Source organism: Pseudoalteromonas sp. SaAl2 (assembly GCF_052947895.1).
In genome coordinates this window covers 1,227,555-1,250,854 of record NZ_CM129605.1, presented here as the reverse complement: position 1 = coordinate 1,250,854, position 23,300 = coordinate 1,227,555, and the positions used below count along the sequence as shown (strand labels likewise).

The window sequence follows — 23,300 nt, the reverse complement described above, 5'->3', positions numbered from 1 at the left end:
ATCTAACGAGGAATATGATGCAGCCATCATTTAATAAAACTAACGCAAAGCTCTCTTTGCTACCCCTTCTTACCTTTGTAGCCTTATTTTTAGGTGCAGGTCTATACTTGCAATCACAAGGGGTCGATTACGCCTTTTATCAACTCCCTGCCCCTGTTGCTATTTTACCCGCCATTATGTTGGCGTTTATCCTCAATAAAAATAGCATCAATCACAGCGTTGAGACTTTTATCAAAGGCGCTGGTCACAATAATATTATTACCATGTGTTTAATTTACCTACTCGCAGGTGCATTTTCTGCTGTAGCAGGTGCCACTGGTGGTGTTGATGCAGTGGTAAATGCAGGTTTATCGCTTATTCCTCCCGCTTTATTACTGCCTGGTTTATTTTTAATTGCCGCGGTTGTATCAACGGCTATGGGTACCTCAATGGGTACTATCGGCGCAATTGGTCCGATAGCTTATGCTGTATCAATTAAAACCGGTATTGATCCTGCCTTAATGGCTGGTACTATTGTATCTGGCGCCATGTTTGGTGATAATCTATCAATCATTTCAGATACGACTATTGCAGCGACACGTACTCAAGGCTGTGAAATGAAAGACAAGTTCCGCGAAAACTTAAAAATAGCCCTACCTGCAGCAATCCTCACTATTGGCTTATTATTTTTCTTAACCCCTGCAGCGCAAGCGGTAGAAACCAAAGATTTCGACATCCTATTAGTGTTGCCTTATGTCTTTATTTTAGTGCTAGCGGTAATGGGCTTTAACGTATTTGTTGTGTTGTTTAGCGGAATAATTTTTGCGGCATTGATGGGGTTTACTGGTAGTTATGAAGGCGCCAGCTTTGTAAAAGACATCTATAAAGGCTTTACTGATATGCAAGAAATATTTTTGCTGTCGATGTTTATTGGTGGTTTGTCTGAGTTTATTCGCATTAATGGCGGCCTTGATTATATTGCACAAAAAATTCAAGCCATTACAAAAGTAATCGCTAAATGGCATAGAAAAGTGGCTGACCAGTTAGGCATAGCTGCACTCGTAATGACCAGTAACTTATGCATTGCAAATAACACCGTATCGATAATCGTTGCAGGACCTATCGCCAAAAAGTTAGCAGATGACGGTAAAATAAGCTCTAAGCGTTCTGCCAGCTTATTAGATATATTTGCCTGTGTAACACAGGGTTCACTGCCATATGGCGCACAAGCGCTATTACTCGGGGCAACCTTTAAAATTAGCCCATGGGAAGTATCCACATCCTCATACTACTGTTTTATTCTCGCGTTTACTGCGATTATAGTGATTTGCCTGCGTCGTAATAAAGCCTAATATCTTTTGCAGATACGCTCAAATTTGCGCGTATCTGCTATAATCTCGTTTTTGGATTAATTAACAACCTTTAGATTCGAGATAATACATTGAACAAAACCGTCATCTTTGCTGCCATTAGCTTGGTCAGCGCTTCAAGCCAAGCGGCTAATTGGAGCAACACCGCATTACACCTTAATAATGGTGATTTTAAAAACCCATTTACAGGGCAAAAATCAAACACCACCATCGCATCACTGCAACATGCATCGGCTTATGATTACGGCGATAACTTTTTCTTTATAGACTACATTAATGATGCAACCGATGATGACTACCAAGATAAAGACTTTTATGGTGAATGGTACTCAACGTTTAGCCTGTCGAAAATGTCTAGCAGCGATATGTCTTATGGACCGATTACTGATATCGGCTTAACAGCGGGTTTTAATGCAGCCGGTGATTCAAAGGTGTTGAAGTATTTACCCGGTGTAAAAGTAAACTGGCAAGCACCTGGTTTTACTTTTTTGTCTACATTAGTCACAGCCTATATTGATGATAATGATGGTGTAGCCCGCGGTGGGGCACCAATTGAAACTAATAGCTGGATGCTGGATGTTGCCTGGGGTTACCCATTCTCAATAGGCTCACAAAAGTTCAATGTAACAGGTCACGTGGAGTACATCGCTGAACGTGAAAATGAATTTGGCGAAGATGTAAAAGCATGGATTTTAGCTCAGCCCATTATTACTTGGGATTTAGGCCACGCTATAAGCATGAAAGAAAACACCTTATTGCTAGGTTTAGAATGGCAATATTGGCATAACAAGTTAGGCACTGATACCACCGAGTCAGTACCTCAATTTCACGTAGAGTGGACATTTTAAATAACCCCCTCGTGATGAAATGAAAAAAGCCTACTTAGAGTAGGCTTTTTTATATACATTCATATTAGAATTGTAAGCTTACATTTGCAAAGTATGCATCATAATCTGAGTCATCCCAATTATTCGCGTAACCCGCTTTTAAGCCTATATTCTTGTTGAAGAAATGTTGTGCACCAAAGCTATAGTCATCATTTTTGTCAAACGTAACAAATGCCGATGTAGCTTTAGAGAAGTAGTAGTTAGAACCTAACTCCCATGAGCTACCTGAGTTATCAGTGTCTGAAATAGTCCCTTCAACAGTTAAGTAGTTACCTTGTTGAAGATCCATGAAGTATTTAGCATTTACGGCACGGTAATCAAACTCATCATCTGATGTTACTGTAAAACCAACATAATCTGTGCTGTTTAGCTGGTGGTTATACGCTAAATCAAATAAAACACGGTTTTCACCATCTTCAACATCTTCAAATGTTGCTTTTAAAAGCAGATTTGGGTTGAAGAAATAACCTGCTGAAAGTTGAATTACATCAGTGCTAGATGCGTAATCTAGGTTTGAATATTCTGCACCTAGTACAAAATCTTGTACGAAATATTCGCCGCCAATTGTAGTTACATCACCAAAGTCATCATCGCTGTATGCACCATACACATTAGATTGCTTATTGATGTATTCAAATTGATCATAAGGACCTAAAGTCGCTTTTGGAGAAAAGTAATAAGTAGAGTCAACGCTGATAGTATCATTGTTGTCCGTGTCCTTGTACCCTACATGGCTAATTGAGTTGTAGCTATCCGCAGCAGTCGCGGCGCTAGAAAGAAGAATGCTCGAAATAATAACTGCTAATTTTTTCATGATAAGATTTCCCTATTAAAATTGTTACAATGCTGATTTGCCTAGCCTGTTGACTAAGACGGGTGCATGCTAACGCGGGGAAACTGAATGAAAACTTAACCAAGCCATTGTTTCTAAAGAACTAATTGTAATAAACTGTAGGTAAATGTAAATAAAAGTTTGCCAGCACACCAAGGTGCTGGCATCAATAAAGGTAAAACATCTGCAATATCAGATGATTATAAAGCGTATGTTGAGATTATTTTATATACTTCATTAATATTATCATCGGCTTTAAAATCTTTACTAATAGGTGTTGGATCAGAGCCCACCCATATTTTAAGCTCAGCATCGAGGTCAAAGTGCCCGGCACTTTCTTTACTAAATTTAGTGATTTTTGAGTAAGCGATGCTGATCATCTCCATTTTTGAACCTGTTACGCCTTGCTTATCAATTAAAATTAGGCGTTTATTGGTAAAAATAAACATGTCACGTACTACTTTGTAAGCTTTTTCGACCTGCTCGCCGTCAATCATGGTATTTGCTAATACTTTTTCTAAATCGTCATCATCTACTTCACTAGCATTGCCCATTAATCCGCTGAATAAACCCATTATAATTTCTCCTGTGTAAAAATCTGATTTTCTAAAGTGTGACCATTCACCAATTGACGGTAACGCCACCCTTGTTGATGGCAAAAGTTTAGTAACTCAATATCAAACAAGTTATCCGATTTTTGATATTCAATTACATACTCTTTGGCCTGACTCATATACACCCGACTAACGCCATTTAATGATTGTATTGTTTGCTCAACATTGGAGTAGTTATCAGCAAGTAGTATGGTCATAAAGTGTTGTGTTTGTTGCTGGCTGCTATCAGCTTGATGCTCTGTCAAGTGACCTTTATTTAAGTGTAGAACCTGGCCGCAAAGTCGCTCTAACTCTGTTAGATCATGTGAACTTAAAATAAATGTAGCTTCGTTACTTAAAGTTGCTACCAATTCACGTACTTCTCGCGCATGAATTGGATCAAGCCCTGCTGTGGCTTCATCCAACATTACAATTTCAGGTTTACCTATCAGGGCTTGGGCTATTGTTACGCGTTTTCGCATCCCGTGAGATAAATCGTCAGAGCGTTGCTTAGCGACCTCCCCTAATCCGACTAAATCAAGTACTCGCAGCGCTTCAATTTGACTTTGCTTGTTGGAAAGCCCTTGTAGTTGCCCATAAAAGGCTAACTGATGAGCAATACTAAAACGAGGGTCTAATTGCGCATCTTGCGGGAGCGCACTGAGTTTGCCAAATAATTCGCTGCTGCCAGGTTTATATCCTAAGACACTTAGCTGGCCATGCGTCGGTAAAATATACCCACATAGTATGCTAAACAAAGTGGTTTTTCCTGCGCCATTTGGGCCAACTAATGCAACTGGAGCGCCCTTTTTTACTTCAAAGCTAACATCATCTAATGCCAGCTTACTGCCATAACGTTTAGTTAATGATTGTGCTTGTATTAACGTACTCATAGCGAGCTCCTTACAAAAATACGTTGAGCAACAAGGAGTAAAATAGCGCTTTGGAGTAGCGGAATACCTAAACTACTAAGCAGGCTTGAATTTTGTCCCGCCATTTGATCTAGTTGTACCCCTGGGAATATATAATCAAGGACGCTTAGCGCAGGTATTTGCCAAGCTAAAATGCCAATAACAATATTGCCTAAGGAAAAAAATAAAATAGCCAGCACCAATGCTAATCTAGCAGAACGAGCAAACGTGTTTAGTAGTGCCATTAACGCGATAAAAGGCATGACGGCCACAATCAAGTAACACAACATAATAAAGCTGCGGCTGAGGCCATGCATTAATAAGCTGGCATCTCTAAACACCATAACAGCTAATGTTGCAATCAATGTTACAGCCATTAATGCGGCTAATATCAATACTTGGCCTAAAAATCGTCCAAATAAGATTTCATTTCTAGTCGCACGAAGAGTTAAAAATCGAAGAGTACCTCGTTGTTTATCACCGACAATTTGGTCACTGCATATAAACAAACAAAAACAGGGAAAGCTATACAAAGCAATAAGCCAGTACATCGCAAGTTCTGCTTCTGGCCAATCAAGCAATTTACTTAACCCTATTGCGCCAAACACCTGTTTAGCTAGTTCAGCCATTTCTGGCGAGCTAATAATACTAACCGCTTGCCCTATCGGGTAGCGTAAAACTAATAACCAACAAATGGTAAAGGCTGCTACTGCAAGTAGCCCGCGCTTAGTCATAAATAGCCTGACAAGCTCAAACTGTGCGATTTTCAATAATCGCTGTGGGTGTATTTGCGTCACAGGTGTTCCTTTTATTTTCTAGTTATATCTACATTAAGGGCAAACGTATTGAATTACTAGCAAAAAAAAGCTCACCAACGGTGAGCTTTGTAACAATAGATGAAATTGTAACAGCCGTTTTTAAAGGTGCTGCTGATATACCTCTAAAGCTTGTGCTAAGTCAGCAATTAAATCATCCACATCTTCAAGGCCTATATGTAAGCGGATCACTGGCCCTTGCTCCCAGCCGGTTGCAGAACGTAAATTTTTCATCGTTAAATTAGCCGTGACTAAACTTTCAAATCCGCCCCATGAAAAACCCATTTTAAAATGGGTTAAGCTATCTAAAAATGCATCTATAGCTTGCTGATTGCCTTGCTTCATAACAAATGAAAATAAACCATTACTGCCATCAAAGTCACGCTTGAAAAACTCATGCCCTGGGCAAGTACTAAACGCCGGGTGGCGAATATGATCAACAAGACTGTGTTGCTCCAACCACGTTGCCACTTCAATCGCCGCCTTTTCATGTTGGTTTAACCGCACGGCCATGGTTCTGAGTCCACGAAGTGCTAAATACGCATCATCTGCTGAAGTGCATTGACCTAATAAGTAAGATTGCTCACGTAGTTTTGGCCAATATTTTTTATTGGCAACCGCAACGCCCATCATCACATCAGAATGGCCTACAATATACTTTGTTGCAGCTTGAATACTGATATCAACTCCATGTTCCAAAGGACGATAATGTAAACCATTGCCATAGGTGTTATCTAACATGGTCATTACACCTTGTTCATTCGCAACAGCAACCATGGCAGGCACATCTTGGATTTCCATAGTGATTGAACCTGGTGACTCTAAAAACAACACTTTTGTATTATCTTTAATAAGCGACTTTATTCCGGCGCCAATAGTCGCTGGGTAGTAAGTTGTTTCCACACCAAAACCAGCTAAAATTTTATCGCAAAAAATCTCGCGTTGGCTCATAAGCGGTATCAACCATGAGTATATGATCGCCAGCTTTTACAAATGCCAGAAGTGCACTACTAATTGCTGCTGCACCACATGGGTATAAGGCACAACCCTCCCCCCCTTCAAGCTCAGTGATTGCCTCTTGCAAAGCAAAGTGAGTAGTTGTGCCGCGACGACCATAAAAAAGTGTTTTATCACCACGCTTTTTTGCCGCATTTTTTAATTCATCAACTGAATCGAATACCACAGTAGATGCGCGCTGTACCACGGGGTTTACAACACCATGTGTATAAGCTTTTTTCTACCACTACTGACTAATTGCGTATTCATATTTGTTTTACTGGTCATTATTAATCCTTGTTTAGTCTTTTTGGTCAAGCCAATAATTTATTAAATAGCGAGAGATTGAATCAGTCCGAGGTAACTTTAAGTGCTCCCCCTCTTCGTGCCAATTGCCAAATTTTCTAAGCTCTTCGCGGCTAAACCACTGTGCATCGTCTAACTCGTCTTTATCTACTTGGATTTTTTCTGTCACCGCTTCGGCAATAAAGCCAAGCATGATAGAGGAAGGAAACGGCCAAGGCTGTGAAGCAATATAGCGAACATTATCAACCACAACCCCAGCTTCTTCCATCACTTCACGGGCAACAGCTTGCTCAAGCGTTTCACCAGGATCGACAAAACCCGCTAAAGATGAATACATCCCTTGGGCCCAGGCAGCTTGCCGCCCAAGTAAACAACGCTCAATCCCATCTGAAAATTTACGCGTAACCACCATGATAACGGCAGGATCGGTACGAGGAAAAGTTTGATGTTTACATACAGGATTACTGCATAAACGCGAGTGCCCGGCCTCGACTAATTGATTTTGCGTGCCGCAACGACCACAAAATTTATGGGTTGCATGCCAATAACATAACCCTCGAGCCAGTGCAGCCATTGATCCATGTAACATATCCACTTGCGCGCCATAGTGACGAATATCAACAAACTCAGCGCCAGAAGTTAACGTTAATAAGTTGGCCTCATCAAGCTCAGTGACGTCCAAAGCAAAGTGGTTAATTTTTTGTTTGTCAAAACCTAAAAACACACTGTTTTCTAAGTTGAGGTGACTGACTTTGTCGTGAGATAAAAAGGTCACGGCAACACTGTTTTTATTAAAGAGCGTATGATTGTTATGAACTAATAACCACCTACTTTGCTGATTTTTTTGTGCTGCCAACCATTGCGTATCTTTTCTTAAGTTTGATCCGCGATCCAATGCCATGTGACTGTAATTTAGCATTGTTACCCCTTTTGCTATTTAGATGGCTAAAACTAACATAACACCGTGTTAAACCCAATTGATTAATCAACTAAAAAACAAGCAAAAAAAAAGCCCCACAGGGCTTTTTTGAACACACAATAAATTAGCTTCTTATTACAAGGCTGCAAGTTGCGCCTGTAACTTTTGATTTTCAGCTTCGATATGCTGATAAAACTCTAAATCTTCTAGTTTACTTGCAGCGGCTTTATCAATCACGATAACAGCATCTTTATGTAATTGCAGTGCCGAAGCTGGACACTTCGCCATTAATGGCCCCTCAATCATTGCCAAAACTGCGTCAGCTTTATTTTCACCCGTTGCTAATAGTACGACTTTTTTAGCTTCTAAAATTGTGCCAATACCCATCGTAATAGATAAGTGTGGTTGGTATTCATCAGCGGCAAAAAAACGTGCATTATCGTCGATGGTCGCTTTTGTCAGCGTTTTAACGCGTGTACGCGATGTTAAGCCTGATGATGGTTCGTTAAAGCCTATATGACCATTACGACCAATGCCTAATAACTGTACATCGACTCCACCTGCAGCTTTAATTTTGTCTTCGTATTCATTGCAAGCTGTCACAGGGTTGGTTGCATCACCCGGTGGTACAAATGTATTTGCAGTATCAATATCAACATGATTAAACAGTTGTTCATTCATAAAAAAGCGATAACTTTGTGGGTGTTCACCTGTTAAGCCAAGGTATTCATCAAGGTTAAATGTCGTCGCTTGTGAAAAAGATATGTCACCGGCTTTATTTTTAGCTATTAATTGTTGGTATAACGCAACCGGCGTTGAACCCGTTGCTAAACCGAGCACTGATGTTGGCTTTTGTTGTAATTGTTGTGCGAAGATATTTGCGCCATATGCCGCTACGGCTGCCGCATCATTTAAAATGACTATTTGCATATTAGTTTGCTCAGTTATTAATTAGTTGATAAAAAAATGGGATCTAAAACCCAACTCCACGTGCAATCGAGTTGGGTTTTAGATCAAACCTGACTGGGATACATCAGTCTAGGTTAATACCATTATGACAACGCTGTCATTATTGCTATTTACAATTCGTTTGTAAAGTAAAAGTGAATAAAAAACTATTTTTTTATCCACTAAAGGGCTAAACACTGACGAATATTTTACGTTTATACATCCAGTGCAATACCAGCATTTGCACTAGTAATAAAGCAATCACTGTGATGAGCGGTTGCAATGGCTCGCTAGCAGCCGAAATAAAGCCACCAAATACGCTAATACTGATAAACTCCCAATTGACTAAGCTAGATGCTAAATAAATAATGATTGAGTTAGCACCAATAATCACAAACGGGTAGGCCAACTTTTGTCCATTGAGAATATCGACCAATGCATAAAATACTGCCAATAATATGGCACTCCACCCAACGGTAACGAGTACAAAAGAGCTGGTCCATAACTCTTTATTTACTGGGAACTGTAAATCCCACAGCCAGCCTAAACAAATACTGATAACACCTGCTACAAATAATATTGCTGCCGTCTTCCACTCACCAATTTTACTTGCTTTAGCAATTAGCTGACCTGCAAATACACCAATCATCGCGTTCACAATAGCTGGTAAATTTGACAATACGCCTTCTGGATCAACGGCTCTATTTTGATAACTAATTCCCGGTAAAAAATATTTATCAAACCATGCATTCCAACTACCCGCAGCACTTAAGTCACCAGCAGTCCCACCCGGAACAGGAATAAAACACATAAGTAGCCAATAGCCAAACAGCAAACCAATGGCAGTAAATAGTTGGGTGCGAATACTTGTATGCCATACCAACATGGCGCAAAAGAACCATGCGATAGCAATGCGCCCTAGCACACTGGCATAGCGTATTTCATCCAGTGCCAGTGGAATGCCAGCCCCCCAACCATGGTTATACATGACACCTAATGCACTTAATAAAAGTAACCGCTTAATCGCTTTGCGGTAAAATACTTTACGCTCACCCCAAGGCAAGTGATCTATGCGCTTAGGTGCCAACCCCATCGCCACACCAGATAAGAATATAAATAACGGAAAAATTAAATCGTAAAATGTAAAGCCATGCCATTGACTGTGAACCGTTTGCGCCTCAAACGCCTTCCAGCCAGTCCAACCTGTTAATACAAATAAAGCGGCAAAAATTGATTGCCCCCCTAAAATCCAAAACATATCCATACCACGTAATGCATCCAGTGATGCTAAACGTTTTTTAACCGGTTTTACTTGTGCTTGCGTTGTTGTCATATTTTTCTTCTCTTAAAACAAAAAGCCCCGCGATACTACGGCGGGGTTTTTTCCAGGGAAACGTTAAATTGCTTTACCTGCAATATACGTGGCTTTGACATATTGGTGCTCATCAAGCACTACAAAATCTGCGTCAAAGCCATCAAGTAAGCGTCCCTTTTTCTTGAGGTTTAAATACTGGGCTGGGTACAGTGCCGCCATTCGTAAGCTTTCAGCTAGGCTTACATCCAATGAGTTCACTGTATTTCTCACCGCACTGGCCATATCAAGCACACTGCCCGCAAGCTCTCCAGTACTAGAATTAAGTCTGTCGCCTGTTCGGATCACCTTTCGGTCATCAAAAAAATCGAACTCCAAATCATCGGTACCGACCGGTGGCATAGCATCTGTTACTAACATAATTTTGCCACGCTGCTTAGTGCGAATTGCCAACTGAGCTGATAATGGATGAACATGATGACCATCCACTATCAAACCACACCAGCTGTTATCATGCCAAAGCGCGGCACCAACAACACCCGGCTCACGTGAGGTAAATGCAGACATCGCATTATATAAATGGGTAAACCCATCAGCACCAGCATTGAGCGCCGCCATCGTCGTTGCGTAATCCGCATTTGTATGGCCAATTGATACTTTAACGCCACATTCCACTAAGCGCTCAACATCAGCAACACTGACATTTTCTGGCGCTAAAGTGACCATTTTGATACCTAAATCTTGGCGTGCATAAATTGCAAATTCTTGTTCGCTGATAGGCCGGATAAGCCGCTCACTATGCGTGCCTTTCTTAGGCAATGATAAGTGCGGACCTTCAAAGTGAATACCTAAAACTCCCGGTACACCTTCGCTAATTGCTTTTGCTGTGGCGTCGGCCGCTGCTTGCATGATTTCAACTTTATCAGTAATGAGCGTTGGCATTAATGCCGTACTGCCAAATTGAGCGTGTGCTTTGGCTATTCTATTTAGGCATTGTGGCGTTTGTTCAGCATTAAAAAACGCCCCGCCGCCGCCATTAACTTGTACATCAATAAACCCTGGTGCTACTAAGCCTTCGAGTTCTGTAACCGCGCAATCGATTTGGGTTTCTAATTGAAAAACTCCATTCGCCACACTAAATAAAGCGTCATCAATAAAGTTTTCACCAGTGAATAAACACTCAGCACGGTAAAATTTTTTCATTACAAAGCTACCTTTTGATTTTGTTCTAATACCGACTGCTGTGCAAAATAAATAGCACCCATTTCAGGGGGTTGAATTGGTGCTTCAACCAGTTTTGCAATAGCAGGGTCAAGCCATTTATTAAGCGGCTCTGCAAGCCCGCCTATCATTGTTAAACGTGGTGGGTTGTTCTCTAATAAACGATGTGCTAATTGACTTACGTACGCTGCGCCTTCTTTTACTATCGCTAATGCAATTTCATCGTTTTGATGTGCTGCATCAAATACATATCGAGCAAGTTTAGCATAACTGCTTGAAGGCTGGCCGGCCATCTGCTCAGCTATACCCATCGCGTTATCAGTATTAAAGTGTTCTTTAATAATTGCTGTCAGGGCAGTTTTAGGCCCTAAACCATCTAAATCAACTAATGCCGCTTTTATTGCTTCAAGGCCCATCCACGCACCACTGCCTTTATCGCCTAAAGCAAAACCATGACCGCCATAATTCACTGACTGACCTTTCACATATGAGAAGCCACACGATCCGGTTCCGTGATGATAACCGCGCCATCACCGCCATCATGTGCGCCTATACAGGCTGTATGCAGATCTGTGGTTAAAAACATTTGTTTAAATGGGTGTTCCCATTCACTTATTTTTTCATATAAGCTGGGTAGGTTTACACCAGCCAAGCCAAGACCCGCATATATTTGATGAATGCTCTCTAGGGGTAAGCCTGCGTCACGCATAGCGAGTTGTGTAGACACCATTATTGACTCTAATGTGCGCTCTAACCCGTGTAGTGGATTCGCGGGGCCGCCAAGACCAGTTCCTAATACCCCATTTTGTACAGAGTATATAGTTGCACGGCACTTTGTTCCGCCACCATCGATACCAATAAACAATTGGTCCTCATTCGCACTCTTAGCCATCATCTAACGACCTCTAACCTTCGTTTTATATTTGTTTCAACCGCACTTTTTTTATTATATTAATGCGATTCACCCTCAACCCATGTTGAATTAATGTTACACAACAAATGACAGCGTTGTCATTATATTTTTGATAAAAATTCATATAACTTTTATATTAATTTGTAATTACCTGAATTAACTAGAAATTTAGTAAAAATAAATTTATGCCGGTTATTTTAAATACAGGTTAGTTTTATGGTTCTCACTCGTTTTTTTATCGATAATAGTTAAAAGTTGTTTAAGAACGTTATTTTATTTGAAATCAAATAACATTCTTAAGGTACAGCTTAAAAATAAATTAGTAAAGTTTCAAGGTGAATATTGGAATATATTTTCTAGAGGCTGACCAAATACCGCTGCAATTTTAAATGCCACTTCCAATGAAGGAGAATACCTAGCGGATTCTATTGCAGCAATTGTTTGACGCGTTACGCCAACGTGATCAGCTAACTGCTGCTGAGTCATTTCATTATGGTGAAATCGCTGGGTTCTAATTGTATTTGTGATTGCTAACTTTGCCATTTTAACCTCTGTGCAATAACCATGTTTCAACAGCTGCGCCAATCACCTCACTCAATAATGCAGCGATAACTAACTGATGTACTGGGCTCATTGGTATTGGGTAAACTGAGTCAACTAATAGGGCAAAAACAGCATTAACAACACCTAGCTGCAAAACAAATAAGCTCACACTTTTAGCCTTCAAGGCGATTGCTTGTTCACGCTCATCTTTAGCTTGGTTAGCGTATTTTGAGTTAAACGCAGCTAAAATACTATGCATAATTACCAACATTACTACCGTTTGAATCACTAACTTTATTAGTAAGCCACTAGCAAGTGTTGGATCCATCTGTGCTTCTGGGGTCATTGACAGCACGGCTTGTAAATAATTAAACAGCACGACTAACGTTATGCTCGCTTCTAATAACCGTGTTTTTTGTGTGTAACTCATTATTTGCTCCTTGTGTAAAGAATTACAAGCTTCATGTTAAATATATCTAACATGCAAAACTATAGAGTTCCCCCACCCCAATGTCAAACATATTTAACATGGGGGTAAGGTTATTTTACATAAGGATTGAATGTTCTTCTTTTATAGTAACAATGACTGATCGATACAATAAAAATGCTCTGCACTTTGTTTTAACGCTTCGGCAGTTAATTTATCTGCGCCATAAACATCAGCGGGTACATTGTACTTATGCTTTAAATGGCCTAGTAATAGCGCAAAATCGCCATCACCTGAGAGCAAAATAACACGATCGAGGTTTTTACCCTGCTCGAGCATATCGATGGTTATACCTACGTCCCAGTCCCCTTTAGCGCTGCCATCCTTACGCTGAATAAACGGCTTTAGCTTTACCTCAAAACCAATTGCCCGCAAGATATTTTGAAATTGTGATTGTTTATCATCACCTCGATAAATAGCGTAAGCGAATGCGCAGTCAATATCGTAACGCTCACTTACGTGTGCCCAAAATGCATTGTAATCAAAATTTTTGCCATAACTTTGTCGGCAGGTGTAGTAAATATTTTGCACATCAACAAATATTCCGACTCTGGGCTTTGAGGCTATTTGTGATATAGCTAACGACTCTGATGATTGCGACATAAACTGCTCTTCAATTAAGTTTTAAACAATGTAGCATAGTTAACTTGAAAAAAAGCTAAAAGTAACTTAAATTGGTTACTTAGCAACAAGTAACTGAATTTGGTTACATAACAAAAAGTAACTGATATAGGTTACATTTAGCTAGGTAAAAAGAATGATTGCAGTCATTAGTGGCGACTTGATCAAATCACAAAAAATTCCGCAACATCAGTACGATGATATGCTTTATCAACTAGATCAAAGCTTACGCTTTATTGTAAGCAAGTTTAATGGTCAATTCAGTGTTTATCGCGGTGATGCCCTACAAATACAATTACCTGATCCAACTGATGTGTGCAGTGCAGCCGTCTTGCTCTACTTACAGCTAAAATCAGCCAATTATTCATTACGCCAAAGCCTTGCTGTTGGTAAACTGGATAACCCTCGCGCTGATATAAAAACAGCCACGGGCTCTGCGTATACGCTCTCTGGCCAAGGCTTAGATGCAATGAACCAACTGTTATTATTGCAAATTGAGCATAGTCCGCTCGATACAAGCTTCGCACTTAATATAGATTTCATTGATGTGCTGCTCGATAAAATGAGCCAAAAGCAAGCTAATGCATTGTTCTACTATTTAACCACCAACAATAACAGTCATAGCGAGCTTGCCAAAGAGCTTAAAACCAGTCGTGAAAATGTGACTAAGTTACTTAATTTAGCACATTACCAACTTATAGAGCGCTTTTTGAATTACAGCAAACATGCTATCGAGCAACAGCTCAAAGGAGTGACGACGTGAGCTTTTATTTATTATTAACAGGTCTTGTTATTGCTCATTTACTTGCCGATTTTTATTGGCAACCCATGAGCTGGGTCCACGATAGAAACACACGGCACTTTAGCGCAAGTAAGCTTTACTTACATGTTTTAATGCACAGCCTAGTCAGCGCCCTCGTGATTGCTATATGGGAATACCACTATGGTTGGGGAGACGGCTTGAACATAGCACTTGCGACTGTAGCGATAGCGGTTAGCCATTACTTTATTGATATTGCCAAATCATACTCAAACAAAGGGGTGATCCCTTTTGTGCTAGATCAATGTGCTCATTTAATTGTTATCGTCATGGTCGCGGTGTGGCTTGCTGATAACCACGACTTTTACAACCAACTAGTACACCAACTTATTGCCCTCGATAATTTAATTGTACTGACAGGCTATTTATTAATGCTTAACCCAAGCTCGGTATTTATTCGCATGGCTCTTGAGCGTATCACCAGTGGCTTTTCTACATCAGGCAGCATTCCCGCTGCAGGGCACAGTATTGGTATATTAGAGCGAGTTTTAATGCTGACATTTATTTTATTAGGTGAGTATGCAGGTGTTGGCTTTTTACTGGCGGCCAAGTCTATTTTTCGTTTTGGGGATTTACGAGCTAGTGAAGAAAAGCAACTCACTGAGTATGTGATGCTAGGTACTTTGTTAAGTGTAACGGTGACTTTATTTATCGGTTTAACTATTAACTTTTTAATTGCACAATAAAAAACGCGCTATTAAAGCGCGTTATTTATTATTTCGGCAAAGGTTAAGCGTTCCCCTGCGAGCCGCCATTACTTGGGCGACGACGGCGCTGTGAATTACCACCGACAGACTGACGTTTCGCCCATGGATTTTGTTGCTCCCCCTCGCCTTTAGCGGCAGGTTTTTTAGACCCCCCACGGCGTGGTCCTGTGCCATTACCACCATTGTTTGGCTTTTTGCTATCAGACTTAGGCTTTGAAAACGGCTGTTTAGCTTTTTTAGGCTTTTTAGGTTTTATCGGCTTTGCATCAAGTGCTCTTTCTGGCACTGGGTTGCTTGGCTCAAAGCCCGGCTCAGAAGCTCGAGGAATAAGCTCACCAATAAAGCGTTCAATTCCGTATAAATCAGCAGCATCATCAGTCGTTACAAACGAAATAGCATGGCCTGTAGCACCCGCACGACCTGTACGGCCAATACGGTGAACGTAATCTTCATAAATGTTTGGTAAATCATAATTTACTACATGTGGAAGCTCTACAATATCAAGTCCACGAGCCACAATATCAGTAGCCACTAAAACACGCACTTCACCGCTTTTAAAGCCATCTAATGCTTTAACACGTGCGCCTTGTGATTTATTACCATGAATTGCAGCACCCACAATGTCATCGCGTTCGAGTTGCTTAACTAAACGGTTGGCACCATGCTTAGTTCGACTAAATACTAAAACTTGCTGCCAATCATTACTGCGAATTAAATGACTCAAAAGTGCAGTTTTACTTGCTTTGTCTACAGCATACACTGATTGTGTAACGCTCTTCGCCGTGGTATTTTTGCTGCTACTGAAATCTCAACTGGATCATTGATCAAACCTTTTGCAAGTGCACGAATTTCATCTGAAAATGTAGCAGAAAACATTAAGTTTTGACGTTTTTCAGGTAACTTACTAATAATACGTTTAATATCATGAATAAAGCCCATATCTAGCATACGGTCAGCTTCATCAAGTACTAATACTTCAAGGTTATCAAACTTCAGAGCATTTTGATTATGTAAATCAATAAGTCGCCCAGGTGTCGCCACTAAAATATCCACACCTTTACGAAGTCTTTGCATTTGCGGGTTTATTTTAACCCCACCATAAACAACAAATGAGCTGATGTTAGAGTGCTTAGCATACTCTTCAACGTTTTCACTTACTTGCAACGCAAGCTCACGAGTTGGCGCTAAAATTAACGCGCGTACTTGGTTACCTTTGGCTTTTTGTCCTTTGGCTAACGACTCAATCAGCGGTAACGTAAAACCAGCAGTTTTACCTGTGCCTGTTTGCGCTGCTGCCATTACATCACGACCTTCGATGATCGCAGGAATGGCCTGAGCCTGAATTGGTGTTGGCGTTTCATAGCCCCTTTTCTAAAACTGCATTAACTAAAGACTGTGATAAACCTAACCCATCAAAACTCATATAAACTCTCTTTTAAATAAGGCCAAAGTGGCCAGTTGCGCGCATTATACCGATCGTGGCCAATAATGCATTGAATATTAACCCTACTGTTCATTCGCTAACGATCAATTGAGTGTTCATGAGTTCAAAACCGCGATATAAACACAAGCAAATAAAAATAAAATACTCAGCAAAATAAAAAAGCGGCATTAAGCCGCTTTCATATCACTAGGAAGAGTAATTACTTAACACCTAACTCACGTAAACGCTCTTGCAGGTAGCTGTCTGCAGTATATCGCTCTGATAAAACAACATCAGGACGTGGGTGTAAAAATAACGGTAGCGAAATACGTGACTTAGTAGACGCCTTGCCTGTTGGGTTAATTACCCTGTGAATCGTTGATGGAAAATACCCACCAGACGCTTCTTGTAGCATGTCACCAATATTAATAATCAAACTGCCAAAATCACACGGCACATCTAACCAACCACCGTCAGTTTTTTGCACTTGTAAACCAGGCTCATTAGAGGCAGGTAAAACCGTTAATAGGTTAATGTCACCATGCGCAGCAGCGCGGATTGCACCAGGTTCTTCATCACCGGTCATAGGTGGATAATGCAATATACGCAATAACGTTTGCTCAGAATCAGCAATCATATCTTTCAAATCGATTGAAAATTTAGCACGTACATCAACTGGCGCTTCGGCTTGTACCCAGCTTAATAACGTTGCCGCAAACTCATTCGCTAAGCGGTAATATTCACGTACATCAGCTTCAAGCTGTTCAGGTACACGGCCTTTTGGATAAACATGAAAATATTCTTTAATATCTTTTACTGTAAAACCTTTAGCAACCTCAGATACTGACGGTGGGAAATACCCATCTTGTGTTTCTTTAGAGAATAAGAAATCATGCTTTTGCTCAGAGTTAAAAAATTCCTGCCAGTTGTGGTAAATCGATTCAACTAAAGATTGCGGAATTGGATGGTTTTTTAATACACCAAAGCCAGTGTTTCTAAGAGATTCAACAAATTGAGCGGCTGCATCGCTCGCTTGATAATCAACGGTAGGTAGTTGCATGTTCGTATCCAATGAATTAAGTTGTCAATAGCCTGTGCTAATCATAGCAGTTGCTCTATTGTTGCGCTTCGCGAGGATAATAAAATAGCCTTAAAAACATAAGGACTTATGTCCGCCCCTTTACCGAGTTCAACTAATAGTTGATATAGATCAAACGCTAAAAATTAGCACAATTAAATTGAAATCATACCGCTATTATATTGGTCTACTCTTTCTAACTACTATAAGGTACATTCAATGCGACAAAAATTAACCTTTCAAAGTGGTGAGTTACAACTTGCCGGACAATTAGAGTCACCGGCTGGCGATATTAAATTTTACGCCCTATTTGCCCATTGTTTTACGTGCGGTAAAGACATTGCAGCAGCCACTCGTATTAGCCGTGCATTAACACAACAAGGTATTGCTGTTTTACGGTTTGACTTTACTGGTCTGGGTAACAGCGATGGCGACTTTGCCAATAGTAACTTTTCATCAAATATTCAGGACTTAGTCGCTGCTGCTGACCATTTAAGAGAGCATTTCAAGGCCCCACAATTATTAATCGGACATAGTTTAGGTGGTGCAGCGGTCCTTGCAGCTGCTGAGCATATAAGTGAAGTACAAGCCATTACAACTATTGGTGCTCCATCAGATGCACAACATGTAGCGTATAACTTTAGCGCCCACCTTGATGAAATAAACAGCGCGGGCGAAGCAAAGGTAAGTTTAGCTGGGCGTGAATTCACCATTAAAAAGCAGTTTGTTGACGATATAGCTAAATACGATCGTAGCCATATCAGTAAATTAAAACGCGCTTTACTGGTTATGCACTCTCCCATTGATGCCACGGTTAGTATCAATGAGGCTGAAAAAAATTTACGCAGCAGCAAAACACCCTAAAAGTTTTATTAGTTTAGATAAAGCTGATCACTTACTCACTAACAAAGAAGATGCCGACTACGCAGCTGAGGTTATCGCATCATGGGCCAAGCGCTATGTCGATCACAATAAAACTCAATACTCTGGCAAACTAACCAATGGCAATGTATTAGTGGAAGAAAAAGACCATGTATTTACTCAACATGTTAGCACTAAGGATCATACTTGGCTTGCCGATGAACCTTTAAAAGCGGGCGGCAGTAATTTAGGACCCGATCCGTATCATCATTTACTCGCCGGACTTGGAGCCTGTACAGCAATGACACTTCGTATGTATGCGAGTCGCAAAAAGTTACCGCTTGAACATGTAAAGGTAGAACTTGATCATACCCGTGACTACCACGCAGATTGTGATGACTGTGATAAAGACGCTAAAATTGAAGCTATCACCCGAAAAATTACCCTGATAGGCGATTTAACTGATGAACAACGCATGCGCTTGCTTGAAATAGCAGACAAATGCCCTGTTCATAAAACCTTGCATAACGCTCCACTGATCGTCAGTGAGCTGGTTAAATAAATACAAAGGCGCTGTGTCGTGTTTAGCAGCGCCATAATTTTAATTATATGCAATAATAGCGCTAATATTTATATTTATTTAAAAGTGTCCCATGAAATCATACAGCAGCATCGAACAACGTATCGACATTTTACAAAGTCGCATTGAAGCCTATAAAGAAGAAATCGCAGTACTACAAGCCGAGCCAAAAAATAATAACGAACGTATTATTTTTAAGTTTATTGAAACCGGTAGCACAGGTAAAACAAAGGATTTTGTAAGAAACCGGCATTAAATCACCCCGTGATAGCTTATACTCATCTGGCGATGTGACTAAGTTAATTAAAGATGGCGCTGATGATATTAACCCTGCGCTACTTGAAATTGCTCGCGCCCTTGCCAGCGCTCGCAATAAAAACGGCCCAGCCTGCTAATAGTAAGTACAATAGCGCATTAGCCGTAAGCTCTACGGCTAATCCACCAGCTCGATATCAAGTCCTGCTAATAAATTTAACGCTTCAAGTCGTTCAAATTTAGCACCACTGATGTCGTTATTTTTTATATCAATATTGAACTGTGTAGCACCGACAAAATTAGCGTTACTTAAATTGGTTTGATGAAACACACTGTCTCTAAAATCTGTGCCTATAAACTGACTTTTCGCTAAGTTGGCATGTCTAAAATCAACATCTTTTGCAAAGCAGTCCGTCATTGTTAACGCTTTTAATGACAACTCGAAAAATGAGCTATGGCTAAGCTCGCAGTCTTTAAAACTAACAGGCGCAGTTAATGCTAGTTGCGGCCAGTTGACTTGTCCCCAAACAATGCTATTGAGTTTGCAGCCTTTAAAACTCACCTCTTCTAATGAGCTGTAGTTCCAACTTAAATCACACAAATTGCAATTAATAAACTCACAATCGATAAAACGACAGTTACTGAATTGACTGTGACTGAAGTCACACTCAATAAATTGGCATTGTTCAAATTCAATGTCGCTAAAACGCTGTGCTGTTGCTTTAACCTTGAAGAATTCGTGCTCATAATAATCGTTTTGTGAAAACATCAAACAGCTTCTTTAGATAAATCACTCTTTAAAGCTAATACAGCAATAAAAATAAGGCCAAGTATCGGCACCAAACCTAAAAAACCACCAATAATACCAACTATTATAGGAGTTGTTGTTTTACGCTTTCCTAAGAAATAACTAACTAGCCCAAATATCGGTATTAAAACGAGAACGATAAGACCTAAAAGGGTCGCATTAAAAGACATTTTATTTCCTTATTATTAATTAGTTAAGCTTAAAGTAAATCATAAAAAAACCCCTTAGGTATAGACCTAAGGGTTTTTTAAAGTCGGTGCACTTAAGCACTGTGTTATAACTTATTCAGCTGGTTTTTCAGCTTTTTCAACAACGTTGATAGCAAGCTCAGTCAATGAATCTGCATTGGCTTTACTTGGTGCGTCAGTTAGTAAACATGAAGCTTGTGTTGTTTTAGGGAAAGCAATAACGTCACGAATGTTATCAGTACCACACAGTAGCATTACTAAACGGTCTAAACCAAACGCAAGACCGGCATGCGGTGGCGTGCCGTATTTAAGCGCGTCAAGTAAGAAGCCAAACTTGTCTTGTTGCTCTTGTGCTTCAATACCTAGAATTCTAAAAGCCGCTTCTTGCATATCTGCATTGTGAATACGAACAGAGCCGCCGCCTACTTCGTAGCCGTTTAATACCATATCGTAGGCATCTGAGATAGCCGCTGCAGGGTTTGCTTCAAGCTCTTCAGCACTGATGTCTTTAGGTGCAGTAAATGGATGGTGAACGGCGTGAAGTGTGCCTTCGTCATCTTCTTCAAACATTGGGAAGTCAACAACCCAAAGTGGTGCCCAGCTATCAAGGTTAGTGATTTCTAAATCAACACCAATCTTCAAGCGTAATGCGCCCATGGCTTCATTTACTGTGTTGCGTTTATCTGCACCAAATAAAATGATGTCGCCAGTTTGTGCATTAGTACGTGCTAGAAGTTCGTTAATCACTTCTTCGTTTAAGAACTTGGCAATTGGCGATTGAACACCTTCAGCGCCTGCATCACGGTCGTTAACTTTCATCCAAGCTAGGCCTTTCGCACCGTAAATACCAATAAACTTGGTGTAGTCATCTAACTGCTTACGAGAAAGCTTAGCACCACCTGGAACTGTTAGTACTGCAACACGGCCTTTTTCATCATTTGCAGGGCCTGAGAATACTTTAAACTCAACGTCTTTTACCAAATCAGCAACGTCAATCAACTTCATTGGGTTACGTAGGTCTGGTTTATCTGAGCCGTACAAGCTCATCGCCTCTGAATAAGGCATGATTGGGAACCCGCCTAAATCAACGTTAAGCAATGACTGCCACATTTCACGGATCATCTTTTCAGTCATACCGCGTACTTGATCAGAGCTCATGAACGACGTTTCTAAATCTATTTGAGTAAATTCAGGTTGACGATCAGCACGTAAATCTTCATCACGGAAACATTTAACGATTTGGTAGTAACGATCAAAACCAGACATCATCAATAATTGCTTAAACAACTGTGGTGATTGCGGTAATGCGTAAAAGCTGCCTTTGTGAACACGGCTTGGTACTAAATAGTCACGCGCACCTTCAGGTGTTGCTTTAGTTAAAACAGGTGTTTCAATATCTAAAAATGCATTTTCATCTAAAAAGCGACGAACAAAGCTGCTTGCCTTAGCACGTAACTTAATACGGTCGCTCATCTCTAAACGACGTAAATCTAAATAACGGTACTTTAAGCGGCGCTCTTCTGAATTTACTTGGTTAAAATCAAGCGGTAACGGCTCAGAGCGATTGATGATAGTTAAGCTAGTGCCTAGAATTTCAACTTCACCTGTTGCCATATCTTTGTTTACTTGGCTCTCTGGGCGTGCACGAACAACACCTTTAAGCTGCACACAAAATTCTTGACGAAGTTTATTAGCTGTATCCATTAAGCCTTCAACTTCAGGATCGAATACAACTTGCACTAAGCCTTCTCTGTCGCGTAAGTCAACAAAAATAAGACCACCAAGGTCACGTCGTTTATTTATCCAGCCACATAGTTCAACTTCTTGATCCACGTGAGTTTTATTAAGCTGTCCGCAGTATATAGAGCGCATAGTATTCCTGTCAGTTAAAGACTCATAGCCGCTTTCCCTAAGAATTTGCTGTTTTTGGGGAGTTAAAGCCACTATTTATTAATCATTTTAGGGGGTGCATTATACCCAAGTTACTTAAAAATGCGAGCGCGGCAGCGGGCACTGTGCTTTCAATTTATAGATTTGATATACTAGCCAAAACACACAATCAGTTAACCGTTTTATGTTGTATTTAGGGTGTCCGCAGTGGTCAAGCACCGCGTGGAAAGGCAATTTGTTATCCAGCCATTGTAAAAATGCTGACATGCTGCATGAATACGCGCAGGTGTTCAATTCTGTTGAAGGTAATACAAGCTTTTACGCCGACCCTAGTATTGAATCCCTAAAGCGCTGGCGTGATGCTGTTAATAACGATTTTAAATTTACCTTTAAATTCCACCGCCGCTTTAGCCACGAATTACAATTAACCAATATTGATGATGAGCTAACTGCTTGGTTTAACTTATTCGAACCGCTATTACCTTATATTGGGCAAATCATGTTGCAACTACCAAGTAGCTTTAGCCCTGCACAATTGCCCCTTCTCGCTCAGTTTATTAGTAAGTTGCCACACGATATAAACTACGGAGTTGAAGTGCGCCACGGTGGAGTTCTTTAAAAAAGGTGATGCAGAAGTTGCGTTAAACCAGTTATTAATGGCCAACAACATAAACCGCATTGCCATGGACACGCGCGCCCTGTTTGCGGTAAAAGCTAATACCGAAGCCTTGATAGATGCGCAGCAAAAAAAGCCTCACTTACCTGTTCATGCTATCGCAACCGGTGAGCAGCCAATGGCCAGATTTGTGATTGCCAGTCTAGAACATGACTATAAAAGCTACTACCAGCCGTGGCTGAAAAAAGTACAACAATGGCTCGATGAAGGTAAAACCCCTTATGTGTTTTTTCATACCGCCGATAATCGCCAAGCTCCATTGTTAGCGCGTCAATTTTGCCAAGACTTAAATTATAACCACCGCGTTTTATCACCTTTTGTAGGTGAAAAAGAAGCCACTCAATCGAGCTTATTTTAAATT

19 protein-coding genes and 6 pseudogenes are annotated in these 23,300 nt (G+C 40.5%); 7 read left to right on the top strand and 18 right to left on the bottom strand.

Features of this window, described 5'->3' with window-relative positions; genetic code table 11:
• The first annotated feature begins 17 nt into the window (after positions 1-17).
• Both ACU8V8_RS06245 and ACU8V8_RS06240 read left to right on the top strand, forming a co-directional pair.
• Entirely contained in the window at positions 18-1,331 is a 1,314-nt protein-coding gene (locus tag ACU8V8_RS06245) for a Na+/H+ antiporter NhaC family protein (protein WP_446889593.1), read from the top strand.
• Between the two features lie 89 nt (positions 1,332-1,420).
• Positions 1,421-2,197: an outer membrane protein OmpK gene (locus ACU8V8_RS06240; RefSeq protein ID WP_446889164.1), complete on the top strand. Its 777-nt coding sequence runs from the start codon at positions 1,421-1,423 to the stop codon at positions 2,195-2,197.
• Between the two features lie 64 nt (positions 2,198-2,261).
• Here ACU8V8_RS06240 and ACU8V8_RS06235 read toward each other — a convergent pair whose 3' ends face one another.
• The 13 genes and pseudogenes from ACU8V8_RS06235 to ACU8V8_RS06175 form a co-directional block, all read right to left on the bottom strand.
• Positions 2,262-3,050 carry a putative porin gene (locus tag ACU8V8_RS06235; protein WP_446889163.1) on the bottom strand — a complete coding sequence of 263 codons (789 nt, stop codon included), beginning with the start codon at positions 3,048-3,050 and terminating at the stop codon, positions 2,262-2,264.
• 218 nt (positions 3,051-3,268) lie between these two features.
• Entirely contained in the window at positions 3,269-3,643 is a 375-nt protein-coding gene (locus tag ACU8V8_RS06230; RefSeq protein WP_446889162.1) for a PH domain-containing protein, read from the bottom strand.
• On the bottom strand, positions 3,643-4,554 hold the full coding sequence (locus tag ACU8V8_RS06225) for an ABC transporter ATP-binding protein (RefSeq protein WP_446889161.1): 912 nt from the start codon (positions 4,552-4,554) through the stop codon (positions 3,643-3,645). The genes ACU8V8_RS06230 and ACU8V8_RS06225 overlap by 1 nt, the downstream gene beginning before the upstream one ends.
• The gene (locus tag ACU8V8_RS06220) at positions 4,551-5,369 is read right to left on the bottom strand and encodes an ABC transporter permease (RefSeq protein WP_446889160.1); all 819 of its coding nucleotides are present in this window, start codon (positions 5,367-5,369) and stop codon (positions 4,551-4,553) included. Before ACU8V8_RS06220 ends, ACU8V8_RS06225 begins: the two co-directional genes overlap by 4 nt.
• Before the next feature lie 120 nt (positions 5,370-5,489).
• Positions 5,490-6,671, bottom strand: a pseudogene (locus ACU8V8_RS06215) (cystathionine beta-lyase).
• A gap of 13 nt (positions 6,672-6,684) precedes the next feature.
• Complete coding sequence (nudC, locus tag ACU8V8_RS06210; RefSeq protein WP_446889159.1) at positions 6,685-7,608, bottom strand: NAD(+) diphosphatase; 924 nt, start codon at positions 7,606-7,608, stop codon at positions 6,685-6,687.
• A 135-nt stretch (positions 7,609-7,743) separates the two neighbouring features.
• The gene (gene nagB, locus ACU8V8_RS06205) at positions 7,744-8,538 is read right to left on the bottom strand and encodes a glucosamine-6-phosphate deaminase (RefSeq protein WP_446889158.1); all 795 of its coding nucleotides are present in this window, start codon (positions 8,536-8,538) and stop codon (positions 7,744-7,746) included.
• A gap of 208 nt (positions 8,539-8,746) precedes the next feature.
• Positions 8,747-9,889 (bottom strand): transmembrane glucosamine N-acetyltransferase NagX, encoded by a 1,143-nt coding sequence (nagX, locus tag ACU8V8_RS06200; RefSeq protein WP_446889157.1) that lies wholly within the window; start codon positions 9,887-9,889, stop codon positions 8,747-8,749.
• A 63-nt stretch (positions 9,890-9,952) separates the two neighbouring features.
• On the bottom strand, positions 9,953-11,071 hold the full coding sequence (nagA, locus tag ACU8V8_RS06195; RefSeq protein WP_446889156.1) for an N-acetylglucosamine-6-phosphate deacetylase: 1,119 nt from the start codon (positions 11,069-11,071) through the stop codon (positions 9,953-9,955).
• A pseudogene (nagK, locus tag ACU8V8_RS06190) lies at positions 11,071-11,984 on the bottom strand (N-acetylglucosamine kinase). Before nagK ends, nagA begins: the two are co-directional and overlap by 1 nt.
• A 348-nt stretch (positions 11,985-12,332) precedes the next feature.
• Positions 12,333-12,545 (bottom strand): helix-turn-helix transcriptional regulator, encoded by a 213-nt coding sequence (locus tag ACU8V8_RS06185; protein ID WP_446889155.1) that lies wholly within the window; start codon positions 12,543-12,545, stop codon positions 12,333-12,335.
• 1 nt (position 12,546) lies between these two features.
• Entirely contained in the window at positions 12,547-12,975 is a 429-nt protein-coding gene (locus ACU8V8_RS06180; RefSeq protein ID WP_446889154.1) for a hypothetical protein, read from the bottom strand.
• 141 nt (positions 12,976-13,116) lie between these two features.
• Positions 13,117-13,635, bottom strand: a complete 519-nt coding sequence (locus ACU8V8_RS06175; protein WP_446889153.1) for a LabA-like NYN domain-containing protein — start codon at positions 13,633-13,635, stop codon at positions 13,117-13,119.
• A 154-nt stretch (positions 13,636-13,789) separates the two neighbouring features.
• Here ACU8V8_RS06175 and ACU8V8_RS06170 point away from each other — a divergent pair, with 154 nt between their 5' ends.
• Positions 13,790-14,416, top strand: a complete 627-nt coding sequence (locus ACU8V8_RS06170; RefSeq protein ID WP_446889152.1) for a hypothetical protein — start codon at positions 13,790-13,792, stop codon at positions 14,414-14,416.
• Positions 14,413-15,159 carry a DUF3307 domain-containing protein gene (locus ACU8V8_RS06165; RefSeq protein ID WP_446889151.1) on the top strand — a complete coding sequence of 249 codons (747 nt, stop codon included), beginning with the start codon at positions 14,413-14,415 and terminating at the stop codon, positions 15,157-15,159. Before ACU8V8_RS06170 ends, ACU8V8_RS06165 begins: the two co-directional genes overlap by 4 nt.
• A 43-nt stretch (positions 15,160-15,202) precedes the next feature.
• Here ACU8V8_RS06165 and ACU8V8_RS06160 read toward each other — a convergent pair.
• Together ACU8V8_RS06160 and ACU8V8_RS06155 are read right to left on the bottom strand one after the other, a co-directional pair.
• Positions 15,203-16,603 (bottom strand): annotated as a pseudogene (locus ACU8V8_RS06160) (DEAD/DEAH box helicase).
• Between the two features lie 220 nt (positions 16,604-16,823).
• Positions 16,824-17,663 carry an isopenicillin N synthase family dioxygenase gene (locus tag ACU8V8_RS06155; RefSeq protein ID WP_446889150.1) on the bottom strand — a complete coding sequence of 280 codons (840 nt, stop codon included), beginning with the start codon at positions 17,661-17,663 and terminating at the stop codon, positions 16,824-16,826.
• A gap of 237 nt (positions 17,664-17,900) precedes the next feature.
• On the opposite strand from ACU8V8_RS06155, the pseudogene ACU8V8_RS06150 reads away from it, so the two are divergent.
• A pseudogene (locus ACU8V8_RS06150) lies at positions 17,901-19,104 on the top strand (bifunctional alpha/beta hydrolase/OsmC family protein).
• A gap of 91 nt (positions 19,105-19,195) precedes the next feature.
• Positions 19,196-19,517: pseudogene (locus ACU8V8_RS06145) on the top strand (hypothetical protein).
• A 38-nt stretch (positions 19,518-19,555) separates the two neighbouring features.
• Here ACU8V8_RS06145 and ACU8V8_RS06140 read toward each other — a convergent pair.
• From ACU8V8_RS06140 to aspS, 3 genes are all read right to left on the bottom strand, one after another.
• On the bottom strand, positions 19,556-20,146 hold the full coding sequence (locus ACU8V8_RS06140; RefSeq protein ID WP_446889149.1) for a pentapeptide repeat-containing protein: 591 nt from the start codon (positions 20,144-20,146) through the stop codon (positions 19,556-19,558).
• Positions 20,146-20,355, bottom strand: coding sequence for a hypothetical protein (locus tag ACU8V8_RS06135; RefSeq protein ID WP_446889148.1), 210 nt, complete (start codon positions 20,353-20,355; stop codon positions 20,146-20,148). Before ACU8V8_RS06135 ends, ACU8V8_RS06140 begins: the two co-directional genes overlap by 1 nt.
• Positions 20,356-20,466: 111 nt before the next feature.
• Positions 20,467-22,245 carry an aspartate--tRNA ligase gene (gene aspS / locus ACU8V8_RS06130; protein WP_446889147.1) on the bottom strand — a complete coding sequence of 593 codons (1,779 nt, stop codon included), beginning with the start codon at positions 22,243-22,245 and terminating at the stop codon, positions 20,467-20,469.
• A gap of 202 nt (positions 22,246-22,447) precedes the next feature.
• On the opposite strand from aspS, the pseudogene ACU8V8_RS06125 reads away from it, so the two are divergent.
• Positions 22,448-23,297: pseudogene (locus ACU8V8_RS06125) on the top strand (DUF72 domain-containing protein).
• Positions 23,298-23,300 lie beyond the last annotated feature (3 nt).

What these genes read in the sequence shown, in the direction of transcription:
- ACU8V8_RS06185 (WP_446889155.1), bottom strand. Translation starts at nt 12,545, where the DNA reads ATGGCAAAGTTAGCAATCACAAATACAATTAGAACCCAGCGATTTCAC.
- ACU8V8_RS06175 (WP_446889153.1), bottom strand. Translation starts at nt 13,635, where the DNA reads ATGTCGCAATCATCAGAGTCGTTAGCTATATCACAAATAGCCTCAAAG.
- ACU8V8_RS06155 (WP_446889150.1), bottom strand. Translation starts at nt 17,663, where the DNA reads ATGCAACTACCTACCGTTGATTATCAAGCGAGCGATGCAGCCGCTCAA.
- nagA (WP_446889156.1), bottom strand. Translation starts at nt 11,071, where the DNA reads ATGAAAAAATTTTACCGTGCTGAGTGTTTATTCACTGGTGAAAACTTT.
- nagB (WP_446889158.1), bottom strand. Translation starts at nt 8,538, where the DNA reads ATGCAAATAGTCATTTTAAATGATGCGGCAGCCGTAGCGGCATATGGC.
- aspS (WP_446889147.1), bottom strand. Translation starts at nt 22,245, where the DNA reads ATGCGCTCTATATACTGCGGACAGCTTAATAAAACTCACGTGGATCAA.
- ACU8V8_RS06135 (WP_446889148.1), bottom strand. Translation starts at nt 20,355, where the DNA reads ATGTCTTTTAATGCGACCCTTTTAGGTCTTATCGTTCTCGTTTTAATA.
- ACU8V8_RS06230 (WP_446889162.1), bottom strand. Translation starts at nt 3,643, where the DNA reads ATGGGTTTATTCAGCGGATTAATGGGCAATGCTAGTGAAGTAGATGAT.
- ACU8V8_RS06140 (WP_446889149.1), bottom strand. Translation starts at nt 20,146, where the DNA reads ATGTTTTCACAAAACGATTATTATGAGCACGAATTCTTCAAGGTTAAA.
- ACU8V8_RS06170 (WP_446889152.1), top strand. Translation starts at nt 13,790, where the DNA reads ATGATTGCAGTCATTAGTGGCGACTTGATCAAATCACAAAAAATTCCG.
- ACU8V8_RS06180 (WP_446889154.1), bottom strand. Translation starts at nt 12,975, where the DNA reads ATGAGTTACACACAAAAAACACGGTTATTAGAAGCGAGCATAACGTTA.
- nudC (WP_446889159.1), bottom strand. Translation starts at nt 7,608, where the DNA reads ATGCTAAATTACAGTCACATGGCATTGGATCGCGGATCAAACTTAAGA.
- ACU8V8_RS06235 (WP_446889163.1), bottom strand. Translation starts at nt 3,050, where the DNA reads ATGAAAAAATTAGCAGTTATTATTTCGAGCATTCTTCTTTCTAGCGCC.
- ACU8V8_RS06225 (WP_446889161.1), bottom strand. Translation starts at nt 4,554, where the DNA reads ATGAGTACGTTAATACAAGCACAATCATTAACTAAACGTTATGGCAGT.
- nagX (WP_446889157.1), bottom strand. Translation starts at nt 9,889, where the DNA reads ATGACAACAACGCAAGCACAAGTAAAACCGGTTAAAAAACGTTTAGCA.
- ACU8V8_RS06245 (WP_446889593.1), top strand. Translation starts at nt 18, where the DNA reads ATGCAGCCATCATTTAATAAAACTAACGCAAAGCTCTCTTTGCTACCC.